Here is a 17264-nt window from a genome sequence, read left to right as displayed (position 1 = left end):
AAGAGCGTCTTGCGGAGGAATACGGTGCGACCCAACGGGACAACCTTTCATCCGTCGGCCGGCGATGTCACGCCCGCGGTGCTCGCCATCGGCCGCTCCGATTTTCCCGATGTGCTCATCGACACGCTGCGCCGGCAGGCCGATGTCGGCCATTGCATGGTGTTCGCGCTGAGCCGGGCAGGCGCGGCAAGCTGCCTGCTCGATGCCGGCAACATCCCGATCGGTGCCGATCTCGGCGCCGCCTATGCCGGCCAGTTCCACGAAACGGATCCCAACCGCGATGCGCTGTTCGAAGGCGAGGGCGGCGCGCCGATCATGCTGCCTCGCTTCGCGCCGCGCATGTACGGCGCGCGCTACCGCAAGATCTTCTTCCAGGATTCCGGAATCGTCGACAAATGTGCGACCGCGATCTGGACCGGTGACACCTGCTTCTACGTCAACTTCTATCGGATCGCCGCGCAGGGCCGCTTCAGCGCCGCCCAGCGCGAGCGGCTCGGGGCGATCGCACCGGCGATCGCAGCCAGCGTCGCCCGCCATTTCCAGGAGAAGCCGACGGCCGATCTTGCGTCCCTGTTCGCGACGCGCAAGCCGCTCTCCGCGCTCACCCTGCGCGAGCAGGAGGTCTGCCGCCATATCCTCGGAGGCTTCAGCTCGGAGGCGATTTCGCAGGCGCTCGGCATCAGCCTGCATTCGATCCTGACCTACCGCAAGCGCGCCTATGAGCGGCTGGGCATCTCCTCGCAGAGCGAATTGTTTGCGATCGTGCTGCGCCTGCTGACGCGCCAGCTGAACTAAGGCGTCGGCAACCCTGCAGCGCTCGAGGAGCCCCCTTGCTATGCGGAAAGTCGGGAACGATAGGGCGCGGTGAGCAGCAGCATGAACAGCGCTCTCTCGGCCTGGTACTTTGCTGCGGGTCGACTGGCTTCCCGGCCCTGCATCACCACCGCCCCTTGAATGGTGCAGACGCTCCAGCTCCATGTCCTGCGCCTGCGCTGCGCCAGGGTCACTTCGAAGATCGGAAATTCCGGTCCCGCCATTGCCGCCGCTTCTCGCCAGACATCCAATTTGGGCGAAGTTGAACCCGGAGCGCCGGCCTGTGTCTTCACCCATTTGGGTGAAGCGAAGCTTGTCCCTGCCGACGCACGCCATCAAACAAGTCTGGCGTCAATCTCTCAGCGGTAATTTGGGGATCGCGCCGAAGAGGGCAGCTGCGCTCTTCTGGTTGCGCGTTCCCGTCTTGGCGAGGACGGCCTTGACCTGCGTGCGGATGGTTTCGCGGCTGAGCCCGTGATGCGCGGCGATGTCGCCGATCGTCTGTCCTTGCGCGATTCCGCGCGCAACGCGCGCCTCGCTCGGGGTGAGGTCGAACAGGCCGCGAATGAGGGCGAGGCTCGGGGCCTGCGAGGCGGTGACCGGCGTCGCGATGAGGAGGCCAACCGCTCCATCGAAGAGATCGCGGGCCTCGCCCGGCATCGAAACCAGATGAAGCACCACCCGATCGAGATCGCTGGCGCGACGCGCGGCGAAGGAGCACACGGCCTTGTCCGGCGCATCGAGTTGGGCGAGGCCGGCGCGCAGCAGGGTGTCGGCGGCGCGGTCCTTGATCGCGATCCGGTCCTTCGGCAACCATTGCAGAAGGTCGGTCATGGCTTCGATCAAGGCGTTGGCGGTCAGAACCCGCCCGGAGCGCGTGATCGCGAGGGCCGGCAAGCCGACCAGCGACAGCGCCTCGGTTGCCGCCCGCATCCGGGTGAGGCGCCAGCGTGTCGACAGCAAAGCCGCCCGCGCGAGATGGGGGCGAAAGCGGTCGAGAAAATCGAGATCCTGCCGCGAAAAGGCGGGGCGGCCGGCCAGTCTTTCCATGTGGAAGACGATGATCTCACCGGACGGGCTGCGGACCGCCGTCGCGCAGGCGTGTTCGAAGCCCCACTTCTTGTTCCATTCCACCCGATATGGATCGCGCTCCCATTCCTCCGGCGAAAATGCCTCGTGCTCGCCGACGAAGCCGGGGTGATCAAGCGCCAGGAGTCGCGGGGTCGTCTCCGTCCGGCTGGAGAGGTCGCCACGCAGGAACGCCGAGAAAGCCTCGCGGATCGACGGCGACGTCACGACACCATTCCAGACACCGGACCATTGATCGGAGTCCGAGGTGATCATGACCATGCCATGCGCGCCCGCGGCATGAGCGATGTTCTCCAGGACGTCCGGCCAGAGCTCCGGAACGGTCGCTGCCTCGTGGATGCGGTCCACGATCTGCTCGAAATCGATGCCCGTCATTGCTGCGCTGGACCCATCAGATTCGACCGATCTTTCAGACGCGCGGCGTGCATTTCTGCAGCAGCCTTCATGCTTCGCCCGCCCAAGGCTCTTGATACCAATCCGCTTCGGCGGAACCAATTGCTACTATTTCCCAAGCTGGCCCGGATGGACGCCTAGCAGAAATCATGTCCAAATATCAACTATTTGAGAGGTCAGAGGTTATCCCGGCGGCTTTCCAAGGTCGGTCTGATTCCGTAAGCCGGGGGCAGCGCTGATGGACCACTGTTCTCGGCGCATCAACCTATCGGCGTTTGCGGATAGAGGAGGCGAGCATGATCCTCATATGGCTTGGAGTGCTCCTTGTTTTCGGCGGCGTACTCCAAATGGCGTTTCAGCCCATTTGGCGAGGTCGATTCAGTGGTGGGAAGTGGCTTCGCTCCGGACGTGACACGCTGGAGCCTGAAAGGCCCGGTAGCGGCTTCGGCGTCAAATCGAACTGGCCTGGACTTGTGATGGTCGCGCTTGGCGGCGCTTTCTTGCTGGCCGGAGCTGCCATCTGAGTTGAAAGCAGACAAAGGCCTGAGAAGATACAGGATGGCCGAACCCGTCGAGCTGCGCCAGTTCAGAAGGCAGTGCAGGCCCTGGATATCGTGCTGAGCTGGAATTTTCTTCCAGAGGTGAATGATGCGCAACCCCGTCGCACCTTTGCCGAGTTGACGTCACAGCAGTTCGACGCTGGCATGGTTGACGCGAGCGGCAGCTTTTTGGCCCGCCTGTCCCAATCCATGGGGACAGACGGCGGCAACTGAAAGGCGCTAGCCTCGGCATCGAGGAGACGACAAGGGAGCGAAGCTTGAGCACCGCGCCGCGCATCGAGATCGACCCGGCTGCCTTCTGGGCCGACCCCTATCCGATGCTCGCCAGGATGCGGAAAGAGGCGCCGATCGCGTTCGTGCCGCAGCTCGGCTCGACGCTGCTGACGAGCCGCGACGACATCTCGATCTCGGAGAAGCAGATCGACGTGTTCTCCTCGCACCAGCCCGCCGGCCTGATGAACCGGCTGATGGGCCACAACATGATGCGCAAGGATGGCGAGGCGCATCTCGTCGAGCGCCGGGCGATGTTTCCGACGGTCTCACCGAAGACGGTGAAGGGCTACTGGACCGCACAGTTCCAGTCCCATGCGGATCGCATCATCGCTTCGCTTGAACCGGGCCGGATCGATCTGATGCACGACTTCGCGCTGCCGTTCTCCGGCGAATGCCTGAAGTCGATCACCGGCCTCACCAATATCGGCTTTCAGGACATGGACGCGTGGTCGCAAGGCATGATCGAAGGCATCGCCAATTATGCAGGCGACCCTGAGGTCGAGGCGCGCTGTCATGCGGCGACCGCGGGCATCGACGCCGCGATCGACGACATCCTGCCGGTGATGCGCAAGCATCCCGACCAGAGCATTTTGGGCGTGCTGCTCGCCTCGGACATGCCGATGGAGAGCGTACGCGCCAACGTCAAGCTTGCCATCTCCGGCGGCCAGAACGAGCCGCGCAAGGCGATCGCCGGCACGGTCTGGGCGCTGCTGACCCATCCCGACCAGCTCGATCTGTTCCTGCGCGGCGAGGTGTCGTGGCTGCAAGCCTTCGAGGAATATGCCCGCTGGATCTCGCCGATCGGCATGTCGCCGCGCCGCATCGCAAAACCCTGGACCATTCGCGATGTGGCGTTCGAGCTCGACGAACGCGTATTCCTGATGTTCGGCTCCGCCAACCGCGACGAGAAGCATTTCGAGCGCGCGGACCAGTTCGACGTGCGGCGCGACACCTCCAAGAGCGTCGCCTTCGGCGCCGGCCCGCATTTCTGCGCCGGCGCCTTCGCCTCGCGCGCCATGATCGCCGACGTCGCGCTGCCGACATTGTTCGCGCGGGCCTCGCGCATCGAGCTCGCCGAGGACGAAGAGGTGCGGATCGGCGGCTGGGCCTTCCGCGGGCTGCAGAATCTGCCGGTGAGGTGGGAGCAATAGGCCGGTGGTGCTCGTGGCACGCCGCCCGTCACACGTTCGGTGTCATCGCCCGGCTTGACCGGGCGATCCAGTACTCCGAGACAGTTGTGGTTGAATCGCCGGGCCGCGGCGTACTGGATTCCCCGCCTTCGCGGGAAATGACGGCGAGCGGGTGGAGGGAGCTCCGCGCCTCGGCACCCACTACGAAATCATGCCATTCTGTCGCTGTTTTGCCCGACGAGTCAAACGCACTTCGGATAATACGTAAGTCGTTGTTTTCGCACGCCCGGCTACTGTGCATGGGGTTGTTTTGCGACTTTTATGTTCCGCCGGTCCGGGCCCGACCAAATCCGTGGAGCCCTCACATTCGCGTGCAGAAAAATTCCATCCTCATTCGCTTCGCCGCTTGAAAGATTAGTCACGCGCGCGGCATGCAGCGCAGTGCTCGCATCGCTATTTTCGCGGACGTCTCGACACTTCCGATGACGCGCACCATCATTCGGCAAACGTGAATGATGACGGCCGCACGCGGCCGGGAGTGTGGAATGCAGCGTCGAGACTTTCTGAAACTTTCGGTTGGAACTGCGGCCGCCGCCGCGTTCGCATCGCCTGCGATTGCGCAAGGGGCGGTGAAGGAAATTCGTATCGGCTACCAGAAGACCGGCGTGCTGGTCATCACGCGCCAGCAGGCTGCCCTGGAAAGACATTTCGCAGCCTCAGGCATCGAGGTGAAGTGGATCGAGTTCTCCTCGGGCCCGCCGATGATGGAGGCGATGAACGTCGGCAGCGTCGATTTCGGCGCGGTCGGAGATTCCCCGCCTGTGTTCGCCCAGGCCGCGGGCGCGGCGATCGTCTACGCCGCCGGTCAGCCCATCACCAACGGCCAGGGCATCCTGGTGCCCAAGGATTCGCCGATCCGCGACATCACCCATCTCAAGGGCAAGCGCATCGGCTTCACCAAGGGCTCCAGCGCCCACAACGTCGTGGTGCAGACGCTGGAGAAGGCCGGCCTCACCTATGCCGACATCACACCGGTCTACCTGACGCCGCCGGATGCCGGCCCCGCCTTCGCCAATGGCAGCATCGAGGCCTGGGCGATCTGGGATCCGTATTTCGCGATCGGCGAGACCAAGCAGAACGGCCGCATCCTGATCAATGCGCGCGAGGTCACCAAGACCAATTCCTTCTACATCGCCAACCGGGAGTTCGCGAAGAACCATGGGGCGATCCTGCAGCAGATCGTTGACGTGACGACCGCGGCAGGCCAATGGGCCGAGCAGCACCGCGAGGAGGTCGCAAGATCGCTCGCTGCGATCACCGGCGTCCCCTTGGATATCCAGACCGTCGCCGCCAATCGCGCGAACTTCGTGGTCGGCCCCGTCACCGACGAGATCATCGCGACGCAGCAGGGCGTCGCCGACCGCTTCTACAAGCTCGGCCTGATCCCGAAGCCGATTCATATTCGCGACATCGTCTGGCGCAACCCGGCAGCCTGACCGTGCCGACAACTCTTCCCGTTCAAAAAGGTCTGAACATGAAGCGCATCGTTCGACGCGTGATCGCAGCCATCGTGCTGTCGATCGGCATCGTCGCGGCCGCCGTCGGCACCTCCTACGGTCAGGATAAGGTGGTCCGCATCGGCTACCAGAAGTACGGCAAGCTGGTGCTGCTCAAGAGCAAGGGCACGCTGGAGCCGAAGCTCGCCGCTGACGGCTACAAGGTGGTGTGGACCGAATTTCCGTCCGGTCCGCCGCTGCTCGAAGCGCTTAACGTCGGCGCGATCGATTTCGGCAACACCGGCGAAGCTCCGCCGATCTTCGCGCAGGCCGCCGGCGCGCCGATCCAGTATGTGGCCTACGAGCCGCCGGCGCCGAAGGGCGAGGCGATCCTGGTCCCGAAGGAAAGTCCGCTGAAATCCGTTGCCGACCTCAAGGGCAAGAAGGTCGCGCTCAACAAGGGCTCCAACGTCCACTATCTCCTCGTCAAGGCGCTTGAGAAAGCCGGCGTCAAATACTCGGAGATCGAGACCGTGTTCCTGGCACCAGCCGACGCGCGGGCCGCCTTCGAACGCGGCGCAGTCGATGCCTGGGTGATCTGGGATCCGTTCCAGGCCGCGGCGGAAGCGGCCACCGGCGCACGCACGCTGGCCGATGGCAGCGGCATCGTGGCCAACTACCAGTTCTACTTCGCCTCCAAGAAATTCCTCGAAGCCAACCCGAAGATCGTCGATGCCGTGCTCGCCGAACTCAGCGCGGTCGATGATTGGGCCAAGGGCGACATCCGCGCCGTAGCCGAGCAGCTGGCTCCCTCGATCGGTCTCCCGGTCCCCGTGGTCGAGGTGGCCCTGAAGCGCCAGTCCTACGGCATCAAGCCGATCACCGATGCCGTCATCGCCGACCAGCAGCAGGTGGCCGACGCGTTCTTCGCGCTCGGCCTGATCCCCAAATCCATCAAGATTTCCGACGTGGCGCGGAAGCCGGGAACGTGAGCACACTCATGAGCAAGCAATCAAACGCCAACATCCTCTGGTTCCTGCCGACGCATGGCGACGGCCGCTATCTCGGCACCGGCATCGGCGGCCGCGAGGTCAATTTCAACTATCTGCGCCAGGTCGCGCAGGCCGCCGATCAGCTCGGCTATTTCGGCGTGCTGTTGCCGACCGGCCGGTCCTGCGAGGATTCCTGGATCGTCGCGTCTTCGGTTGCGCCGTTCACGGAGCGGCTGCGCTATCTCGTCGCCGTTCGTCCCGGCCTGCAATCGCCGAGCGTGGCCGCGCGCATGACCGCGACGCTCGATCGCGTCTCGAACGGCCGGCTTCTCGTCAACGTCGTCACCGGCGGCGATCCCGTCGAGAACAAGGGCGACGGCATCTTCCTCGGCCACGACGAGCGCTACGAGGTCACCCGCGAGTTCCTCAACGTCTACAGCGACCTGCTCGCCGGCAAGACGGTGAACGCCGAGGGCAAGCACATCCGCATCGAGGGCGGCAAGCTGCTGTTTCCCCCCGTGCAGTCGCCGCGGCCCCCGCTCTATTTCGGCGGCTCCTCCGATGCCGGCATCGACGTCGCGGCGGACACCGTCGACAAATATCTCACCTGGGGCGAGCCGCCGGCGCTGGTCGCCGAGAAGATCGCGAAGGTGAGGGAGGTTGCCGCAGCTCGTGGCCGCAAACTCTCCTTCGGCATCCGTCTACACGTCATTGTCCGCGAGACCAACGAAGAAGCCTGGCACGCCGCAAACGAGCTGATCAGGCACGTCAGCGACGACACCATCGCGCTGGCCCAGAAGAACTTTGCCCGTATGGACTCGGTCGGTCAGCAGCGCATGGCGCAGCTCCACGGCGGCAAGCGCGACAAGCTCGAGATCGCGCCGAACCTGTGGGCCGGCGTCGGCCTCGTCCGCGGCGGCGCCGGCACGGCTCTGGTCGGCGACGCCCAGACGGTTGCGGCCCGCATCAAGGAGTATCAGGATCTCGGCATCGATACCTTCATCATGTCGGGCTATCCGCATCTGGAGGAAGCCTATCGCTTCGCCGAGCTGGTGTTCCCGCTGCTCGCGCTGGAGCAGCCGAGCAACGTGACGAAGCTGCATTTCAACGGCGGTCCGTTCGGCGAGACCGTCGGCAGCGATTTCCGTCCGCAGCACCGGGTGTCGCAGTCATGAGCCTGATCGACAGCATTTCGCTTCCGCGCAGCATCCGCCTGCCGCGGGCCGACGGCCTGATCCAGTGGATCGTGCCGCTCGCCATCGTCGCGGTCTGGCAGGTCGCGAGCGTCACCGGCTTCGTGCCGACGCGGGTACTGCCGGCCCCGAGCGACGTCGTGCTCGCGGGCTGGAAGCTGCTGGTCTCCGGTGAGCTCGTCCGCAACATCTGGGTGTCGTTCTGGCGCGCCTCGATCGGCTTTTTGATCGGCGGCAGCATCGGCTTCGCCTTCGGCCTCGCCAACGGCCTGTCGCAGCTTTCGGCCAGGCTCACCGATACCACCCTGCAGATGGTGCGCAACGTGCCGCATCTGGCGCTGATCCCGCTGGTCATCCTCTGGTTCGGCATCGACGAAAGCGCAAAGCTCTTCCTGGTGGCGCTCGGGGTGTTCTTCCCGATCTATCTCAACACGCTGCACGGCATCCGCACCGTCGATCCGCAGCTGATCGAGATGGGCCGCATCTACGGCATGACGGACGGTGAGTTGTTCCGCCGCGTCATCTTCCCGGGCGCGCTGCCCTCGATCTTCGTCGGCATCCGCTTTGCGCTCGGCATCATGTGGCTGACGCTAATCGTCGCCGAGACCATCGCGGCCTCTTCCGGCCTCGGCTACATGGCGATGCAAGCGCGCGAGTTCATGCTGATCGACGTCGTCGTGCTCTCGATCCTGATCTACGCCCTGCTCGGCAAGCTCGCCGACAGCGCCTCCCGCGTGCTGGAGCGTCTGACGCTCTCCTGGCACCCCGCCTTCCAGAAACGTTGAACGAAAATACTGGGAATCACATGCAGACAGCGCTTCGTACCTCTCTTCCCGAGACCGAGCTCGCCGGCCGCGCCACTTTCGCCCCTCACGCCCGCGTGGTGCGCGAGGAGCGGCAAGAAGAACACCGAGTTCAGGCCAGCGGCCTGCCGCTCAGCATCCGCGGCTTGCGCAAATCCTTCGGTGACAACGAGGTGCTGCGCGGCATCGACCTGCACATTCCCGCCGGCCAGTTCGTCGCGATCGTCGGCAAGAGCGGCTGCGGCAAGAGCACCCTGCTGCGCCTGATCGCCGGCCTCGACAAGATCGATGCGGGCAGCATCAGCTTCGGTCAGGAGATCCAGCCCGAGGACATCCGCGTGATGTTCCAGGAGCCGCGGCTGCTGCCCTGGGCCCGCGTGCTCGCCAATGTCGAGGTCGGCCTCGGCCGCGATCGTGCCTCGAGCGATGCGCATGCCCGCGCCGAGAAGGCACTGATCGAGGTCGGCCTCGCTGACAAGCGCGACCAATGGCCTTCGGTGCTCTCGGGCGGCCAGAAGCAGCGCGTCGCGCTCGGCCGCGCGCTGGTCTCGCGCCCGCGCGTGCTCGCCTTCGACGAGCCGCTCGGCGCGCTGGACGCGTTGACCCGCATCTCGATGCAGCGGCTCCTCGAGCGGGTCTGGCGCGATCAGGGCTTTACCGCGATCCTGGTGACCCACGATGTCTCGGAAGCCGTGGCGCTGGCCGACCGCGTGCTCGTCATCGAGGAGGGCCGCATCGCCCATGACGTCACGGTTAACGCCGCCCGGCCGCGCCAGCGCGGCTCGGCCGAGCTTGCCGGGCTCGAAGGCTCGATCCTGAGCCACCTGTTGTCGGCGGACGATCGTACCTAAATAGAGGGAACCCCGCTTGCGGGGAGTAGCGCCATGAATGTAGTGCCCCGCGAGCTCATGACCGAAATTCCCGTCTCGTCCGCCGATTTCCGCGGCGCCATGCGCCACCTCACCGGCGGCGTCAGCGTCATCACGGCCGGGCGGGGCAAGGACATCTCCGGCATGACGGTGACCTCGGTCACCTCGCTGTCGGTCGAGCCGCCGACGCTGCTGGTCAGCATCAACCGCGACGCCTCGTCTTTTCCGCTGATCCGCCGCCACGGCGCCTTCGGCGTGAATATCCTCAATGCTGACCAACTCGACATTGCCGAACGCTTTGCCGGCAAGGGCGGGCTGAAGGGTGCGGATCGCTTTGCAGGCAGCCAGTGGGTGACGGCAGTCTCTGGTGTCCCGCTGCTGGTCGGCGCGCTCTCGGCCTTCGATTGCGAAGTCGAGGAGATCGTCGAGCGCCACTCGCACGGCATCGTCATCGGCCGTGTCCGGGACATCAGGAGCTCGACCCGCACCGCCGCGCTGGCCTATTGGCATGGCCAGTACGTGGCGGTCGACCAGGACGAAGACGCGGCCCGGCTCGCCGATGTCAGCCTTCCCGCGCGCGGCCGGCGCGGCATTTGATCGCCGTCGGCGAGCCTCGCGCAAGGCTGGCCTTTTCCGCCTCATCGCTCTAGAAGCGCCCTGAGCTGTCCCGCCGGACGCATGGAGCGGAACGATGAAGCGCGTGGCAACCTTGATCTTCTACACCGTCGGTGCGCTCGCGATCGCCTATCTCGCGCTCTACGCCTACGCGATGTTCTCTGGCTCTCCGATCGTGCCGGGCGATCCCATCCACATCTTCCGCAAGCCGGATGCGCCGAGCTATTCGTAGAACTTGGTCGGTCTCGTAGGGTGGGCAAAAGGCGCCCTTGCGCCGTGCCCACCATCTCTCCAAGGCAGCAACGGAACGGTGGGCACGCTTCGCTTTGCCCACCCTACGGCACCTGTGTTCACCCCCGCAGAATCGCCAGCGCCAGCGCCTGCGCGCGCGGCACGATGCTGTCGATCTCCAAATATTCCTCCGGCGTGTGCGCGAGCCCGCCGACCGGACCGAGACCGCAAATGGTCGGCGTGCCGACCGCGGCGGTGAAGCCGGAATCGGCGCAGCCGCCGGAGAACTCGCCCTGCAGCGTGGTGAGGCCCACCTGCCTTGCGGCCGCCTGATAGTTTTCGAACAGCGCCTTCGAGCCCGCGCTCTGCACCACCGGCACGAACTCGCCCTTGATCGACAGCGTCGCGCTGGTGCCCGGCACGTAGGAGGTCGCGACGATCTTTTCGATCGCACCCATGATCCGCGCGCGATCGGCCGGATCGACATAGCGCAGGTCGATCTGCCCTTCCGCGTAAGGCGCGGTCGTGTTGACGGACTGCCCGCCCGACACGAGGCCGACATTGAGCGTGATGCCCTTGTCGAGATCAGTGAGCGCGTGGATTTGGACGATCTTGTGCGCGAGCTCGCCAATGGCGCTGACGCCGGCGGCGAAGTTGGCGCCGGAATGCGCGGCCTTGCCGGTGATGGCCATGTGCATGAAGATGCCGCCCTTGCGCCCGGTGACGACGTTGCCCGTGGGCCGGCCCGGCTCGGAATTGAACACCGCGCGGGCCGCGCGTCCCTCGCGCTCGATCACCGGGCGCGAGGAGGGCGAGCCGATCTCCTCGTCGGAGGTGATGAGCACCTTAATCGGGTGCGGTGCGCCGCCGAACTTGTGGAAGGCGGCGGCCACGAACACGTTCATGACGAGGCCGGACTTCATGTCGGCGACACCGGGTCCATAGGCGCGGCCATCCCGGATCGTGAACGGCCGCCGCGCAGCCTCGCCCTTGCCGAACACCGTGTCGCGGTGTCCCATCAACAGCACCGGCTTCTCGTTGCTGCCGGGCTTTGCCACCTCGGCATGGATCGCGTCGCCGAACGTGCCGTGGCTTTCGCGCCGGAACGGAATGCCATGCTCGGCAAAGTACCGCTCGAACCGCGCACCGACCGCATCGACGCCTTCCTTGTCGTAGGAGCCGGAATCGATGTTCACGACGTCGCGGAGCAGGTCGATCATCGCCTGCTTCTGCGACGCCAGCCAATCCGTGATTTGAGCTTCAGACATGTGGTCCCTCGCGTGGTTTTCGGGCGGGGTTATAGGGCGTGCCGCGCGGATGGCATAGTCACGTGGCGCGGTTCGGTCATGCGAAGGATGCTCTTGAGGTTCGTCATTGCGAGCGCAGCGAAGCAATCCGGTCTGTCGCCGCCGAGGGATTCTGGATTGCTTCGCTGCGCTCGCAATGACGGGGTGGCGGCCTGCGCCAAACGAAAAATGCCCCGACTTGGCCCGGGCATTCGCGTCCGCTCGATGGTCGCGGGCGTCTACGCCCCCATCATCGGCATCCGCGGATATTCCCCGGGCGTGCCTGCGGGCGGGATCGGGATGCCGCCGTCGGCATATTCGTTGAGCTTGTTGCGCAGCGTGCGGATCGAGATGCCGAGGATGTTGGCGGCATGGGTGCGGTTGCCGAGGCAGTGCTTCAGCGTCTCCAGGATCAGGTCGCGTTCGACGTCGGCCACGGTGCGCCCCACCAGCGCGCGCGTCACCTGCTCGGCGGCCATAGTGGCATGCGCCACGGCCGGGGCGGTCTTGGCGAGGTCGAGGCGGTCGCCGTCCGGGGTGATGATGGCGTCGGGCCCGATCTCGTCGCCCTGGGCCATCAGCACCGCGCGGTGCATGGTGTTTTCGAGCTCGCGGACGTTGCCCTGCCAGCGGTTGGCGGAGAGCACGCGCCGCGCCTCGGCCGAGAGCGGACGCAGCGGCACGCCGTTGGCGTCGGCATATTTCTTCACGAAGTGCTGGGCGAGCTCGAGGATGTCGGCGGGACGCTCGCGCAGCGGCGGGATCTTCAAATTCACGACGTTGAGGCGGAACAGCAAGTCCTCGCGGAACGTGCCCTCTCGCACGGCCTCGGCGAGATTGCGGTTCGAGGTCGCGATGATGCGGATGTCGACCGGAACCGGCTTGGTGCCGCCGACGCGGTCGATCACACGCTCCTGGATGGCGCGCAGCAGTTTCGATTGCAGGCGAACGTCCATCTCCGAGATTTCGTCGAGCAGCAGCGTGCCGCCGGTCGCCTCCTCGAACTTGCCGATGCGGCGGGCGACCGCGCCGGTGAAGGCGCCCTTCTCGTGGCCGAACAGCTCGGATTCCAGCAGGTGCTCCGGGATGGCGGCGCAGTTGATCGAGATGAACGGACGCTTGGCCCGGGCCGAACGGGAGTGAACGTAGCGGGCCAGCACTTCCTTGCCCGTGCCGGATTCGCCGGTGATCATCACCGAGGCGTCCGAGCCGGCGATCTGCTGGGCGAGCTTGATCACCTTTGCCATCGCATCGTCACGGTAGACCAGCTCGCGGGAATCGTTGGCGACGGCAGCCAGCACCGCGGCGATCAGCTCCGGATCTGGCGGCAGCGGGATGTATTCCTTGGCCCCGGCATGGATCGCAGCGACCGCGGCGCGGGCGTCGTTGGTGATGCCGCAGGCGACGATCGGGGCGTGGATGTGCTCGGCTTCCAGCCGCAGCACGAGGTCGCGGATGTCGAGCGCGACGTCGACCAGCAGGAGGTCGGCGCCCTTGCCCCCGCGCAGCACGCGCATCGCCTGCTCGTGATCCTCGGCATGGGTCACGGTGGCGCCGTTCTCCATCGCGATCTTGGTGGCGGTGGTGAGCTGGCCCTTCAATGTGCCAACGATGAGAAGCCGCATGTCAGTCTCCTGTCCGTCTGCTCGCGCCGTCGCGCGTCATGTCCTTGCGTGTCAGCCGCGTTCGGCCTTGATGATTTCCGTCATCGTCACGCCGAGCTTGTCCTCGACCAGGACGACCTCGCCGCGGGCGACCAGCTTGTTGTTGACGTAGATGTCGATGGCCTCGCCGACGCGCCGGTCGAGCTCGAGCACGGTGCCCGGTCCGAGCTTCAGGAGCTCGCCGACGTCCATCTTGGAGCGGCCCAGCACGGCCGAGACCTGCACCGGCACGTCGAACACCGCCTCGAGGTCGGCGGCGGCACGCGCCGCATATTCGTCCTCGTTGTAGCCGACGTCGGTGCCGGCAGGCGGCATCGGGCCGTTGAGATCGGGCAGCGGGACCTGTCCGTCGGTGTCGCTCATGGTTTAGCTCCCCCTGCGGGACGCGATATAGCGTCCGACCATTTCGTCGATCTTGGCCGCGATGGCGCCGCGCTCCAGCACGACGCCGCCATCGGCCCATTCGATCCGGCAGTCGCCGGTAGCAATTTCCGGCTCGGCCAGGATCACCAGCCGGCCCTCGAAGCCGCTCTGCTTGGCGAGCCGCTCGATCTTCTCGCGCGCGCTGTCGTAGAGCGAATCGTTGATGCGGACGACGAGATGCGGCGTCGCGACCAGATGCGAGAAGCAGTCCTTGACCAGCGCGATGACCTCGCCGAGCGGCTCGGCGGCGACGAGGTCGGCACACAACTTGCGAGCCACCGCGATTGCGACCTCGACCGCCTCGGTCTCCATCCTGGTCTCGATGTTGCCGATGCCGGCGGCGACGCCGCGGATGGCGATGTTGATCTCCTCCATCGCGAGCGCGACGCGGCGGTCGCTCTCGGCCTTGGCCTCGCGTTGGCCGGCGGCAAAGCCGTCCTGATAGGCGCGCGCCTCGGCTTCCGCGACCTTCTGCGCGATCTCTGCCGCGGTCGCGGCCTTCTCGCGCGTCGCGCGCTCGGGCGCCGCGAAGTCGGTATCGAACAGGAATTTTGCCGGAGCGGCCATCAGTACACCAGCTCGTCGTCGGCGCGGTTCTTGGTCAGCATGATCTCACCCTTGGCGGCGAGGTCCTTGGCGAGATTGACCAGCAGCGCCTGGGCTTCGTCGACGTCGCGCAGGCGCACGGGGCCCATCGCCGCCATGTCGTCCTGGAGCATCTTGGCCGCGCGCGAGGACATGTTGCCGAAGAAGAAGTTGCGGACGTCCTCGTTGGCGCTCTTGAGCGCGACGCCGAGCTTGTCCTTGTCGACGTTGCGCATCAAGGTCTGGGCGGAGCCGGAATCGAGCTTCACCAGGTCGTCGAAGGTGAACATCAGCGCCTTGATGCGCTCGGCGGATTCGCGGTTGTCCTCTTCCAGAGAGGTGATGAAGCGGGTTTCGGTCTGGCGGTCGAAATTGTTGAAGATTTCCGCCATGACCTCGTGGGCGTCGCGGCGGCGGGTCTGCGACAGGTTGGACATGAATTCGGTGCGCAGCGTCTTCTCGACACTCTCGATCACCTCCTTCTGCACCGCCTCCATCTTCAGCATGCGGTTGACGACGTCGAGCGCGAGCTCCTCGGGCAGGATGCCGAGCACGCGCGCGGCGTGCTCCGGCTTCAGCTTCGACAGCACCACGGCGATGGTCTGCGGGTATTCGTTCTTGAGGTAGTTGGCGAGCACCTCTTCCTGCACGTTGGAGAGCTTCTCCCACATGTTGCGCCCGGCGGGACCGCGGATCTCGTCCATGATGCCGTTGACGCGTTCCGGCGGCAGGTATTGCTGGAGCAGCCGCTCGGTGGCGTCGAAATTGCCCATCAGCGCGCCCGAGGCCGACATGCGCGAGACGAATTCGAGCAGCATGTCCTCGACGGTGTCGACTTCGACGGTGCCGAGCGTCGACATCTCCAGCGAGAGCTGGCGCACCTCGTCGTCGTCGAGCAGGCCCCAGATCTTGCCGCCATATTGCTCGCCGAGCGCCAGCATCAGGATCGCGGCACGCTTCGGCCCGGGCAGCTGCTCGAGGCCCTTGCCGTCGGCGGCGCGATTGCCGGCGCGCTGACCCAGCGTGGAGATCACGCTGGTGATGTCGTTCGAGTTGGCGTTTTGCAAGGTGGCGGCCATGTCAGATCACTTCTTGATGCACTTGGCTTCGGTTATTTCGTCGGCTCAGTCAGCCACTGGCGGATGATTGCGACGGTTTCGTTGGGATTGCGTTCGGCGAGCTCGCCGACGCGGTGAACGGACTGGGCGTGGACCTGGCCCTGAATGGTGGCGACGTCGATGGCGCTGGTGCCGCCGCTCGGCAGCAGCGGCTGGCCGGCCGGCGCGGCCTCTTCCGAGGCGGCTGGGCCCGTCAGCACGCCGGAGATGGCGGCGGCGACCTCGTCGGAGGCGAGAATGCGCTTGACCAGCGGGCGGATCACCAGGAACAGCACGACGAGGCCGAGCAGCATCATCACGCCGAGCTCGACGAAGTACATGACGTCGTCCTTGGTGAACTGCAGCATGCCGAGGAAGCCGCTGGGCTCGCCGATCGGGGCCGAGGAGGGGGCGTCGGCGAAGCGCAGATTGACGACCTCGACCTGGTCGCCGCGCTTCTGGTCGAAGCCGATTGCCGAGCGCACCAGCGTGGCGATGCGGTCGAGCTGCTCCTTGGTGCGGTCCTGGTAGGCCAGCTCGCCCTTGTCGTTCTTGCTGTAGATGCCGTCGACCAGCACCGCGACCGAGATGCGGTTGACCCGGCCGGCCTCGGTCACCTCGGTCTTGGTGGTGCGGGAGATCTCGTAATTGTTGGTCTCCTCGGTCTTCTTGCTCTGGTCCTTGGGCGCGACGCCGTTGTTCTGCTGGTTGCCGGGCAGCTCGTTGTTGACGGTGACCTGGCCGTTGTTGTCGGCGGTCATGCTCTGCTCTTCGCGGGTCTGGCTGGAGCGCAGCACGCGGCCCTCGGGATCGAACTTGTCCGAGGTCTGGGTGACCTTGTTGAAGTCGAAATCGGCGGAGAGCTGCACGCGGGCGCGGCCCGAGCCGACCACGGAGGAGACGATGTCCTCGACCTGCTTGCGCATCCGCTTCTCGAAGGCGATGCGGCGCTCCTCGCCGACCGCCTGTTCCGGATCGGTCTGAGCTCCGTCGGCGAGCAGCTGACCGGCCTCGTCGACGATCGAGACCCGCTGCGGCTTCAGGCCGTTGACGGCGGAGGCGACGAGGTGGCGGATGGCGCGGATCTGCTGGGCTTCCAGCGCGCCGCGGACGCGCACCACGATCGAGGCCGACGGCTCCGGCGCCTCGCGGGCGAACAGCGGCCGCTCGGGCAGCACCAGATGGACGCGGGCGGCCTGGATGCGGTCGATGGCCCGGATGGTGCGGGCGAGCTCGCCCTCGAGCGCGCGCAGATGATTGATGTTCTGGACGAAGGAGGTGGTGCCGAGCGCGTCCGACTTGTCGAACACCTCGTAGCCGACGCCGCCGCCCTTGGGCAGGCCGCCCTCGGCGAGCTTCATCCGCAGCCGGGTGACCTTGTCCTTGGGCACCATGATGATGGAGCCCTCATTGCGGATCTCGAACTGGATGCCCTGGCGTTCCAGGTCCTTGATGATGCTGGAGGAGTCTTCGACTGACAGGTCCGTGAACAGCGTCGTCATCTGCGGCGTGGTGACACGCATGATGACGAAGGCAAAGAAGCCGATGAGCGCGGCGGTGACCGCGATCATCGCCCCGAACCGGGCGGCACCGATACTTTTTAAGAAGTCCGCAAGACCTTGCAAGCAACCGCCCCGACCAATCCGACCCGCAACCGAGCGGTCGACTGGGCAATTATTGCCTAGGTGATGGTTTCGATATGGTTAACGAAGGTTAAGAGGTCGGACAAAAGTGCATCATGAAAAAAATCGG

At 65.6% G+C, this 17264-nt stretch carries 18 protein-coding genes; 9 read left to right on the top strand and 9 right to left on the bottom strand.

Annotated features, from left to right (window positions below):
* Nucleotides 1-24: 24 nt before the first annotated feature.
* Entirely contained in the window at nucleotides 25-795 is a 771-nt protein-coding gene (locus I6F36_RS11535) for a helix-turn-helix transcriptional regulator (RefSeq protein WP_225171459.1), read from the top strand.
* 38 nt (nucleotides 796-833) lie between these two features.
* On the opposite strand, the gene I6F36_RS11530 is transcribed toward I6F36_RS11535, so the two are convergent.
* From I6F36_RS11530 to I6F36_RS11520, 3 genes are all read right to left on the bottom strand, one after another.
* Nucleotides 834-1037: a hypothetical protein gene (locus I6F36_RS11530; RefSeq protein WP_050995847.1), complete on the bottom strand. Its 204-nt coding sequence runs from the start codon at nucleotides 1035-1037 to the stop codon at nucleotides 834-836.
* A 127-nt stretch (nucleotides 1038-1164) separates the two neighbouring features.
* Nucleotides 1165-2277, bottom strand: coding sequence for a helix-turn-helix transcriptional regulator (locus tag I6F36_RS11525; RefSeq protein WP_036022142.1), 1113 nt, complete (start codon nucleotides 2275-2277; stop codon nucleotides 1165-1167).
* Between the two features lie 278 nt (nucleotides 2278-2555).
* Complete coding sequence (locus I6F36_RS11520; RefSeq protein WP_225171458.1) at nucleotides 2556-2951, bottom strand: hypothetical protein; 396 nt, start codon at nucleotides 2949-2951, stop codon at nucleotides 2556-2558.
* A 161-nt stretch (nucleotides 2952-3112) separates the two neighbouring features.
* On the opposite strand from I6F36_RS11520, the gene I6F36_RS11515 reads away from it, so the two are divergent.
* The 8 genes from I6F36_RS11515 (at nucleotide 3113) to I6F36_RS11480 (ending at nucleotide 10458) form a co-directional block, all read left to right on the top strand.
* The gene (locus I6F36_RS11515) at nucleotides 3113-4279 is read left to right on the top strand and encodes a cytochrome P450 (protein ID WP_225171457.1); all 1167 of its coding nucleotides are present in this window, start codon (nucleotides 3113-3115) and stop codon (nucleotides 4277-4279) included.
* Nucleotides 4280-4803: 524 nt separating this feature from the next.
* Nucleotides 4804-5754: a sulfonate ABC transporter substrate-binding protein gene (locus I6F36_RS11510; protein ID WP_225171456.1), complete on the top strand. Its 951-nt coding sequence runs from the start codon at nucleotides 4804-4806 to the stop codon at nucleotides 5752-5754.
* Between the two features lie 38 nt (nucleotides 5755-5792).
* Complete coding sequence (locus I6F36_RS11505) at nucleotides 5793-6746, top strand: sulfonate ABC transporter substrate-binding protein (RefSeq protein WP_225171455.1); 954 nt, start codon at nucleotides 5793-5795, stop codon at nucleotides 6744-6746.
* A gap of 8 nt (nucleotides 6747-6754) precedes the next feature.
* Nucleotides 6755-7921, top strand: coding sequence for an FMNH2-dependent alkanesulfonate monooxygenase (gene ssuD / locus I6F36_RS11500; RefSeq protein WP_225126221.1), 1167 nt, complete (start codon nucleotides 6755-6757; stop codon nucleotides 7919-7921).
* A complete protein-coding gene (gene ssuC, locus I6F36_RS11495; RefSeq protein WP_225171454.1) occupies nucleotides 7918-8724 on the top strand; it encodes an aliphatic sulfonate ABC transporter permease SsuC in 807 nt (268 codons plus the stop codon). The genes ssuD and ssuC overlap by 4 nt, the downstream gene beginning before the upstream one ends.
* A 20-nt stretch (nucleotides 8725-8744) precedes the next feature.
* Complete coding sequence (locus I6F36_RS11490) at nucleotides 8745-9593, top strand: ATP-binding cassette domain-containing protein (RefSeq protein WP_036022154.1); 849 nt, start codon at nucleotides 8745-8747, stop codon at nucleotides 9591-9593.
* Nucleotides 9594-9626: 33 nt separating this feature from the next.
* The gene (locus I6F36_RS11485; protein ID WP_225146494.1) at nucleotides 9627-10208 is read left to right on the top strand and encodes a flavin reductase family protein; all 582 of its coding nucleotides are present in this window, start codon (nucleotides 9627-9629) and stop codon (nucleotides 10206-10208) included.
* A gap of 94 nt (nucleotides 10209-10302) precedes the next feature.
* On the top strand, nucleotides 10303-10458 hold the full coding sequence (locus I6F36_RS11480) for a hypothetical protein (protein ID WP_225141261.1): 156 nt from the start codon (nucleotides 10303-10305) through the stop codon (nucleotides 10456-10458).
* A 118-nt stretch (nucleotides 10459-10576) separates the two neighbouring features.
* Here I6F36_RS11480 and I6F36_RS11475 read toward each other — a convergent pair whose 3' ends face one another.
* The 6 genes from I6F36_RS11475 to fliF all read right to left on the bottom strand — a co-directional run bounded on the left by I6F36_RS11475 (nucleotide 10577) and on the right by fliF (nucleotide 17137).
* Nucleotides 10577-11725 carry a M20 family metallopeptidase gene (locus I6F36_RS11475; RefSeq protein ID WP_225114784.1) on the bottom strand — a complete coding sequence of 383 codons (1149 nt, stop codon included), beginning with the start codon at nucleotides 11723-11725 and terminating at the stop codon, nucleotides 10577-10579.
* Nucleotides 11726-11982: 257 nt separating this feature from the next.
* Nucleotides 11983-13368, bottom strand: a complete 1386-nt coding sequence (locus I6F36_RS11470) for a sigma-54-dependent Fis family transcriptional regulator (RefSeq protein WP_035999037.1) — start codon at nucleotides 13366-13368, stop codon at nucleotides 11983-11985.
* Between the two features lie 51 nt (nucleotides 13369-13419).
* Complete coding sequence (fliN, locus tag I6F36_RS11465) at nucleotides 13420-13770, bottom strand: flagellar motor switch protein FliN (RefSeq protein WP_035704875.1); 351 nt, start codon at nucleotides 13768-13770, stop codon at nucleotides 13420-13422.
* 3 nt (nucleotides 13771-13773) lie between these two features.
* On the bottom strand, nucleotides 13774-14397 hold the full coding sequence (locus I6F36_RS11460; RefSeq protein ID WP_109142568.1) for a FliH/SctL family protein: 624 nt from the start codon (nucleotides 14395-14397) through the stop codon (nucleotides 13774-13776).
* On the bottom strand, nucleotides 14397-15494 hold the full coding sequence (gene fliG / locus I6F36_RS11455) for a flagellar motor switch protein FliG (RefSeq protein WP_225139219.1): 1098 nt from the start codon (nucleotides 15492-15494) through the stop codon (nucleotides 14397-14399). The genes I6F36_RS11460 and fliG overlap by 1 nt, the downstream gene beginning before the upstream one ends.
* A 32-nt stretch (nucleotides 15495-15526) precedes the next feature.
* A complete protein-coding gene (gene fliF / locus I6F36_RS11450; protein ID WP_225171453.1) occupies nucleotides 15527-17137 on the bottom strand; it encodes a flagellar basal-body MS-ring/collar protein FliF in 1611 nt (536 codons plus the stop codon).
* Nucleotides 17138-17264: the final 127 nt, after the last annotated feature.

This window comes from Bradyrhizobium sp. BRP19, assembly GCF_020194195.1.
In the GTDB taxonomy this organism is placed as follows: Bacteria; Pseudomonadota; Alphaproteobacteria; order Rhizobiales; family Xanthobacteraceae; genus Bradyrhizobium; species Bradyrhizobium yuanmingense.
Note: the sequence above shows the minus strand (reverse complement) of the source record. Positions and strands in the feature narration are given on the sequence as shown.

What these genes read in the sequence shown, in the direction of transcription:
- ssuD (WP_225126221.1), top strand. Translation starts at nt 6,755, where the DNA reads ATGAGCAAGCAATCAAACGCCAACATCCTCTGGTTCCTGCCGACGCAT.
- I6F36_RS11490 (WP_036022154.1), top strand. Translation starts at nt 8,745, where the DNA reads ATGCAGACAGCGCTTCGTACCTCTCTTCCCGAGACCGAGCTCGCCGGC.
- I6F36_RS11510 (WP_225171456.1), top strand. Translation starts at nt 4,804, where the DNA reads ATGCAGCGTCGAGACTTTCTGAAACTTTCGGTTGGAACTGCGGCCGCC.
- I6F36_RS11505 (WP_225171455.1), top strand. Translation starts at nt 5,793, where the DNA reads ATGAAGCGCATCGTTCGACGCGTGATCGCAGCCATCGTGCTGTCGATC.
- I6F36_RS11470 (WP_035999037.1), bottom strand. Translation starts at nt 13,368, where the DNA reads ATGCGGCTTCTCATCGTTGGCACATTGAAGGGCCAGCTCACCACCGCC.
- fliN (WP_035704875.1), bottom strand. Translation starts at nt 13,770, where the DNA reads ATGAGCGACACCGACGGACAGGTCCCGCTGCCCGATCTCAACGGCCCG.
- I6F36_RS11475 (WP_225114784.1), bottom strand. Translation starts at nt 11,725, where the DNA reads ATGTCTGAAGCTCAAATCACGGATTGGCTGGCGTCGCAGAAGCAGGCG.
- I6F36_RS11485 (WP_225146494.1), top strand. Translation starts at nt 9,627, where the DNA reads ATGAATGTAGTGCCCCGCGAGCTCATGACCGAAATTCCCGTCTCGTCC.
- I6F36_RS11525 (WP_036022142.1), bottom strand. Translation starts at nt 2,277, where the DNA reads ATGACGGGCATCGATTTCGAGCAGATCGTGGACCGCATCCACGAGGCA.
- I6F36_RS11530 (WP_050995847.1), bottom strand. Translation starts at nt 1,037, where the DNA reads ATGGCGGGACCGGAATTTCCGATCTTCGAAGTGACCCTGGCGCAGCGC.
- ssuC (WP_225171454.1), top strand. Translation starts at nt 7,918, where the DNA reads ATGAGCCTGATCGACAGCATTTCGCTTCCGCGCAGCATCCGCCTGCCG.
- fliG (WP_225139219.1), bottom strand. Translation starts at nt 15,494, where the DNA reads ATGGCCGCCACCTTGCAAAACGCCAACTCGAACGACATCACCAGCGTG.
- I6F36_RS11460 (WP_109142568.1), bottom strand. Translation starts at nt 14,397, where the DNA reads ATGGCCGCTCCGGCAAAATTCCTGTTCGATACCGACTTCGCGGCGCCC.
- I6F36_RS11480 (WP_225141261.1), top strand. Translation starts at nt 10,303, where the DNA reads ATGAAGCGCGTGGCAACCTTGATCTTCTACACCGTCGGTGCGCTCGCG.